Raw genomic sequence first — 697 nt, 5'->3', positions numbered from 1 at the left:
AAGCGTCCGTTGCCGAGTTCTTCGGAAAGCGACGGCTGCGGCTCGGCGGCGAACAGCTTTTGCACGTCGACCTGGCCGCGATTCACCGACTCGGGCTTGAGCTTCCAGTACAGCGCGTCGTTCGGCGTGCTGCCGTTTTCGATCACTACCTGATCGACGGCGCGCTCTTCCTGTTCTTCCGTGTACTCGTTGCGGATCACGGCGATCTTCTTGCCGTCCTCTTCATACACGCGGTCGAGCCAGTAGTTCGGCGTATGGATCACGCCCTGCGCGTACAGGCGCCGGTAGAAAATGGGGAACGTGGTGCCGCCGACGTCGTCGGCCACTTTCACGTCGGGCGTGACGATCTCGACCTTCGAGCCGCGGCTCGCGATGAAGTCGGCGACACCCGCGCCCGCATGCGTGCTCACGCCGTCGTACACGAGCACGTTCTGCTTCGGCTCGACCTTGCCCGACAGGATGTCCCACGAACTCACCGCGAGCCCTTCGTCGACGCCCCATGCGGGCACCTGATGCGTGAAGCTGGAACCACCTGTTGCGAGCACGATGATGTCGGGCTTCTCGGCAAGAATCATCTTCTCGTCGGCTTCGACGCCCAGACGCCGGTCGACGCCGAGGCGCTTCGTTTCCATATCGAACCAGCGCACGATGCCCGCCATCTGCTCGCGCTGCGGCGCCTTCGCGGCCAGCATGATCT

The 697-nt window shown here is 63.7% G+C and carries 1 pseudogene; it reads right to left on the bottom strand.

The features are described from left to right. Window positions 1–697: pseudogene (locus BN2476_RS43855) on the bottom strand (N-methylproline demethylase); the annotation flags it as partial.

It is taken from the genome of Paraburkholderia piptadeniae, assembly GCF_900007165.1.
Taxonomy (GTDB): Bacteria; Pseudomonadota; Gammaproteobacteria; order Burkholderiales; family Burkholderiaceae; genus Paraburkholderia; species Paraburkholderia piptadeniae.
This window is presented reverse-complemented; position numbering and strand designations above follow the sequence as displayed.